Source organism: Pseudomonas sp. CFII68 (assembly GCF_000416195.1).
Taxonomy (GTDB): domain Bacteria; phylum Pseudomonadota; class Gammaproteobacteria; order Pseudomonadales; family Pseudomonadaceae; genus Aquipseudomonas; species Aquipseudomonas kilonensis.
Genome location: NZ_ATLN01000103.1, coordinates 35,691 through 41,868 on the forward strand (window position 1 = coordinate 35,691; position 6,178 = coordinate 41,868).

Genomic DNA, 6,178 nt, shown 5'->3' on the forward strand with positions numbered 1-6,178 from the left:
GCCTCTCCAGCCAAACCCTGTCACAGAACCGTCATCCCCCACCCCTAGCGTGCCCTCCCAGTTGCCGGGCCATTGCCTGGCGGATTTCCGGATTCCTGGGGAGGACCACCATGTATCACCGCACAAGCACTGCCGGGCTCGTCGGTTTCACTGTTACCGCGTTGGCGATGGCCATTGCCAGTGAGCGACTGAGCGCCGCCGAGCAGGCGGTCACAGAACACGTTGAAGTGGTCGGCCAGGCGGCCAGCATCGATCAGGCCCTCAAGGAGCAGCGCAGCGCTGACAGCATCAAGAGCGTGGTGCATGCCGATGGCGTTGCGCAGTTGCCGGATGAAAACGTCGCCGAAGCGGTGCAGCGCCTGCCCGGTGTCAGCGTCGAGCGCGACCAGGGCGAAGGCCGGTTTGTCAGCGTGCGCGGCCTGGGACCGGACCTCAACAGCGTGACCATCAACGGTACCCTGGTGCCAGCCCCGGAGAGCGAACGCCGGGCCGTTGCCCTGGATGTGCTGCCCTCGGAGCTGGTGCAATCGTTGTCGGTGATCAAGACCCTGACGCCGGACATGGACGCCAACTCCCTGGGTGGCACGGTGGACGTCAAAAGCCTCTCGGCCTTCGACCATAAGGGCCTGTTCTACACCGGCAGCAGCGAAGCCAGCTATGACAAGAACACCCGTCAGACCAGCCCGAAATTCTCCGGCGCCATCAGCGACCGTTTCAGCCTCGGCGACGGCATCGACAACTTCGGCGTGGCCGCAGCGCTGAGCTGGCAGAAGCGAGACTTCGGTTCGGACAACGTCGAAACCGGCGGTGCCTGGGATTTCGAGCAAGGCTCGCGCCTCGAAGAGTTCGAGCAGCGCGACTACGACATCCGTCGCGAGCGGGCCGGTGGCGGGTTGAACTTCGACTACAAGCCCGATGACTTCAGCAGCTACTACCTGCGCACGCTGTACAGCCGCTACAAGGACAGCGAAACCCGCAACGCCGCCAGTATTGCCTTTGAAGACCCACAAGCGGCAGGCGAGTTGGGCGATGCCGAGGGCGAGCGCAAACTCAAGCAACGTGAAGAAACCCAGGAAATCCAATCCTACGTACTCGGTGGCGAACGCCTGTTCGGGCTCTGGACCCTGAGTGGCCAGGGTGGCTATAGCCAATCCAGCGAAGACAGCCCCGGCCACATTGCCGGGGCCACCTTCAAAGGCATCGATGGTTTCAACGGTGGTTTCTACGACAACGACAAGCCGCGGCCGATCATCGGCTCGGGGTTCTACGATCCGGCCAACTTCAGCCTCGACAAGGTGGACTGGGAAGAACAGACGACCACCGACACCGAGAAAAACCTGCGCCTGGACCTGGCCCGGGACTACGATTTCAGCGGCTATGCATCCCAAGTCAAATTCGGCGGCAAAGTCAGCCGGCGGGACAAGGACAACGACCTCAATGCCTGGGTCTACGAGGATTTTGACGACCTGGGTTTCACCGACGAGCAGTTGAACCTCGGGCGGTTCCAGAAAGGCAACGTGGACTATCGCCTCGGCCGCTTCGGCCCGGGCATCAGCGCCGACGCGATCAAACAGTTGCTCGGCGGTCTGAATCGCGATGAGTTTTTTGACGAGCAGGAGTCGCGAGTCAACGACTTCAAGATGAGCGAGGACATCAACGCCGGATACCTGATGAACACCGTCGATATCGATGACTGGCGCTTCATCGCCGGCATGCGCTACGAAGGCACCGAGTTCGAAGCCAAGGGCACCGGCGCCACCGACGGCGTATTCACCGATACCGAGACCCGGCGCAAGTATCACCACTGGTTGCCGGGCCTGCACGCGCGCTATCAACTGGACAAAAACACCCAGGTGCGTGCGGCCTGGACCAAATCCGTGGTGCGTCCGACCTTCGGGCAATTGGCGCCGGGTTTTGTCATCGACGATGACGAGGCCACGTTCGGCAACCCGGAGCTCAAACCGCTGGAATCGAGCAACCTGGACCTGGGCATCGAGCATTTCATGGGCCACGCCGGCACCGTCTCGGCCTTCGTGTTCTACAAGGACATCAAGAACTTCGTCTACAACACCGACCTGGCCGGCACGGGTGCCTGGACCGATTTCTCAGAAGCCCACAGCTACGCCAACGGCGACAGCGCCAAGCTGTATGGCCTGGAATTGGCCTACTCGCAAAAATTCGACTGGCTGCCAGCCCCTTGGAACGGCCTGCTGCTTGGCGCCAACACCACCTTCAGCCGTTCGGACGCCGAGATCGAGGGCTTCGACCAGGCCAGTGGTACCCAGCGCAAACGCAGCATCGACTTGCCGAACCAGTCGGACACGGTCGGCAACCTGATGTTGGGTTGGGAAAACGACAAGCTGAGCCTGCGGCTGTCGGCCAACTACAAGTCAGCGTACCTGTTCGAGCTGGCGTCCATCAGCGACCGCGACCACGACTTGCACGTCGACGCCCAGACCTTCGTCGACTTCAGCGCGCGCTATTCGCTGACCAAGAACCTGCAAGTCAGCCTGGAGGCCCAGAACCTCACCGACGAGTCGTATTTCGTCTACACCGGTCACCGCGCCTACAACGGCCAGTACGAAGAGTACGGCCCGACCTACAAGCTGGGGCTGACCTTTACCCATTTCTGAATCGCGAGCCTGATCACTTGTGGCAAGAGGATTTGGCTTTGCTCCCACAGATGAATTCCCTGGCAATAGAAGTGGGCCACAAGCCCGTTTGAGTCTGACTGAACGACAAGGATTTTCCCGTTGAACACGATGTTTTTCTTACCTAAGCGCTACCTGTTGGCGATGGCGATCAGCCTGGCATCAGCCGCCGCCCTGGCGGCTGCCCCAGCGCTCAAGCTAAAACTGCAACCCTGGTCTCAAACCGAGCCACTGGCGATCAACGCCCTGGCATTCCTGCCTGGCCCTTCGACGACCGAGCGGCTGGCCAGCGCCCGCGAGGGCTTGTTCTTGCTCGATGCCCAGGGTCGCGAACTGACGCGCCTGAAGGGCACCTTCGAAGGTGTCGATAGCCGTGCCCAGGGCGCGAACGTGTTGGTCGCCAGCCTCGACAGCACGCGCCAGCAAGCCCTGGTCGTCAGCCTCGACCCACAAAACCGTCAGTGGGGCATGCCGGTGTACCTGCCCGCACGGGATTTCCCGGTCAACGGCCTGTGCCTTTATCGCGACGAGGCGAGCAACCTGTTTGTGTTTCTGGTTGGCGAGGAGGGTAAGGGCGAGCAATGGCTGGTGGGCAATGGCGAGCGCCTGAGCGACACCGCGCAACGGGTGCGCGGCCTGCCATTGCCGCCGGACGCCAAGACCTGTCAGGTGCAGGACAGCGCCAGTCAATTGTTCGTCAACGAGGAGCGGGTGGGTTGGTGGGCCTATCCGGCATCCTCAGAGGCCGAGACCGTGCGGGTGCCCGTGGCGATGCGCGCACCGTTCGGCGACCTCCAGCAAAGCGCCGGGGCCATGGCCGTGTTGCCGGGAAGCCTGTTGGGGCTGGACCCGGAAGCGGCGCAACTGCATGTGTATCAGCAGCAGGGAGAGGGGTGGAGTGCTAAAGCCAGTCTGCCGTTGGCGGGCCTGAAGGAGCCGGAAAACCTCGCGGCGCGGCTGACGAAAAGTGGCGTCGAGGTGCTGCTGCGCGACGATGACAACGGGCACCTGTACCAAGGCGAAATCAGCTGGAAACCCACGCCAGCGCCTTTGCCGCCGGTATTGCCCACTGTGGCTGCCATCGTCCAGAGCGAACCGGTGGCCCGCCAGGGCGATGCAGCCGATGACCCGGCGATCTGGGTTCATCCGACGACGCCCGAGCTGAGCCGGGTGCTGGGCACCAACAAGAAGCAAGGCCTGCTGGCCTATGACCTGCAAGGCAAGTTGCTGCAGGAACTGGCGGTTGGACGCCTGAATAACGTCGATGTGCGGGCGAACTTCAAGCTGGGCACGCAAACCGTTGATCTGGCCGTGGCCAGCAACCGAGATCGCAACAGCTTGAGCCTGTTCAGCATCGACCGCGCCAGTGGCGAGTTGCGCGAAGCCGGTGAGATTGCGACGTCATTGAAGGAAATCTACGGCATCTGCCTGTTCCAGCCTGCCGAAGGCGAACTGTATGCCTTCGCCAACGGCAAGGACGGGCGCTTCGTGCAGTACCGCCTGAGCGCGCCGGACGGCGTGGTGAAAGGCCGGTTGGTGCGCCAGTTCAGCGTCGACAGCCAGCCCGAAGGTTGCGTCGCCGATGAGCAACGCCAACGCTTGTTTCTCGGTGAAGAGGACGTTGGCGTCTGGGCGGTGGATGCCCGGGCCGACCAACCGGCGACCTTGAACAGTGTGATCAAGGTTGGCCCGGCGTTGCACGCTGACGTCGAGGGCATGGCCTTGTACCAGGCCGAGGGCCGCGACTACCTGGTGATCTCCAGCCAGGGCAATGACAGCTACCTGGTGCTCGATGCCGAGCCTCCCTATGCCGTGCGCGGCGCTTTCCGGGTCGGTCTGAACGCTGCCGCAGGCATTGATGGTGCGTCGCAAACCGATGGCCTGGAGGTAACCTCGGTGAACCTCGGCGGGCTTTGGAGCCAGGGCATGCTGGTGGTCCAGGACGGCCGCAAACGCATGCCCGAGCAGACCCAGAACTTCAAGTTCGTGCCCTGGGCCGACGTGGCGAAAGCGCTGCGCCTGCCTTGAGCGACGCTGTCATCAACCGGTCACGAACATTTCATCGAATAACCGCCAGACAGGAGTCTCAACCATGCAAGCCACTCTGGAACACATGACGATCTGGGGCCTGATCAGTGACGCGAGTCTGTTGGTCAAGGCGGTCATGCTCACATTGCTGCTGGCCTCGCTATTGAGCTGGTACCTGATCATCCAGCGCAGCGCCGTGCTGCAACGCACCGAGCGCCAGCTCAACGGTTTCATGCAGCGCTTTCGCAGCAGCCAGGATCTGCTGCCCCTGTATCGGGAGCACGCACAGGTCCGTGAAGACGACGGTGGCGTCACGCCGATTTTCCAGGCGGGTGTGCTGGCCTTCACTCAGCTCAGCCAACCTTCAAGCACGCCGCAAGTGGTGCTTGAAGGCGTCGAGCGCGCGCTGCAAGTGGCGATCAGCGAACAGGAAATACAGCTGGAAAAAGGCCTGCAATTTCTCGCCACCGTCGGTTCGGTCAGCCCCTACATCGGTTTGTTTGGCACCGTCTGGGGGATCATGAATGCCTTTATCGGCCTGTCCCAGGTGCAACAGGCCAGCCTTTCCACTGTGGCGCCGGGCATTGCCGAAGCGTTGATCGCCACGGCCATCGGCTTGTTCGCGGCGATCCCGGCGGTGATTGCCTATAACCGTTTTGCCGCTCGCGGCCAGACCCTGCTGACCCGCTACTACGCCTTTGGCAACGAGCTGCAGGCGCGTCTGCACCGCAAGCTGCACGGTGCCCCGATGAACCTGGCCACGGCCGCTTGAGAGGAGAGGGCAGATGCTCGTCAAGCCACAACGCAAGCACGGTCCCAAGGCCGAAATGAACGTGGTGCCGTACATCGACGTGATGTTGGTGCTGCTGGTGATTTTCATGGTCACCGCACCGATGCTGACCCAGGGGGTGAAGATCGAACTGCCCAAGGTCGCCAGCGAAGCACTGGCCAGCGACAGTCGCCAGCAAATCCTCACGCTGTCGGTCAAGGCCGAGGGCGGTTACTACTGGAACCTGGGCGGTGAGCTGGACACCCGTCACCAGACCGACAGCGCCGTGGACCTGGAGCAGATGCGCGCCAAGGTGGCGCAGGTCGTGGCTGAGCGCAGCGATACCCAGGTGTACATCCGTGCCGACGCGCATGCCGATTACGGTCGGGTCGTTGCAGCCATGGCCGCGCTGCAGCAGGGCGGCGTGAGCAACCTGGGACTGGTGACCGAGGCGCCGCGATGACGGCAATGATCATGCACAGTCCCTCCTTGAGCGTACCTGCGCTGGGCCGTCGCTTTTGGAAAAACAGCCTGGCGGCGGGGCTCGCCGTGGCCCTGCACGCGGGTGTGGTGGCGTTGTTGGTGCTGGGTTGGAGCGTGGAGAAGCCCGCCGCCGAGGCGCCCCGGGTGTTGCGCACGCAACTGGTGATGTTGCCAGCGGCACCGGCGCCCGAAGCGCCTGCCTCGGCCGCTGTTATTCCTGTAGCACCGCCGGTCGAGCCGACCTTGG

General features: G+C 62.8%; 4 protein-coding genes and 1 pseudogene. All 5 read left to right on the forward strand.

Features of this window, described 5'->3' with window-relative positions:
* Positions 1–110: 110 nt before the first annotated feature.
* On the forward strand, positions 111–2,633 hold the full coding sequence (locus CFII68_RS08450; protein WP_018610431.1) for a TonB-dependent receptor: 2,523 nt from the start codon (positions 111–113) through the stop codon (positions 2,631–2,633).
* Between the two features lie 129 nt (positions 2,634–2,762).
* Complete coding sequence (locus CFII68_RS08445; RefSeq protein ID WP_371103552.1) at positions 2,763–4,679, forward strand: phytase; 1,917 nt, start codon at positions 2,763–2,765, stop codon at positions 4,677–4,679.
* Positions 4,680–4,743: 64 nt separating this feature from the next.
* On the forward strand, positions 4,744–5,451 hold the full coding sequence (gene tolQ / locus CFII68_RS08440; protein WP_018610435.1) for a protein TolQ: 708 nt from the start codon (positions 4,744–4,746) through the stop codon (positions 5,449–5,451).
* A gap of 13 nt (positions 5,452–5,464) precedes the next feature.
* On the forward strand, positions 5,465–5,911 hold the full coding sequence (gene tolR, locus CFII68_RS08435; RefSeq protein ID WP_018610437.1) for a protein TolR: 447 nt from the start codon (positions 5,465–5,467) through the stop codon (positions 5,909–5,911).
* Positions 5,908–6,178, forward strand: a pseudogene (locus CFII68_RS08430) (energy transducer TonB); the annotation flags it as partial. The gene tolR and the pseudogene CFII68_RS08430, both read left to right, overlap by 4 nt.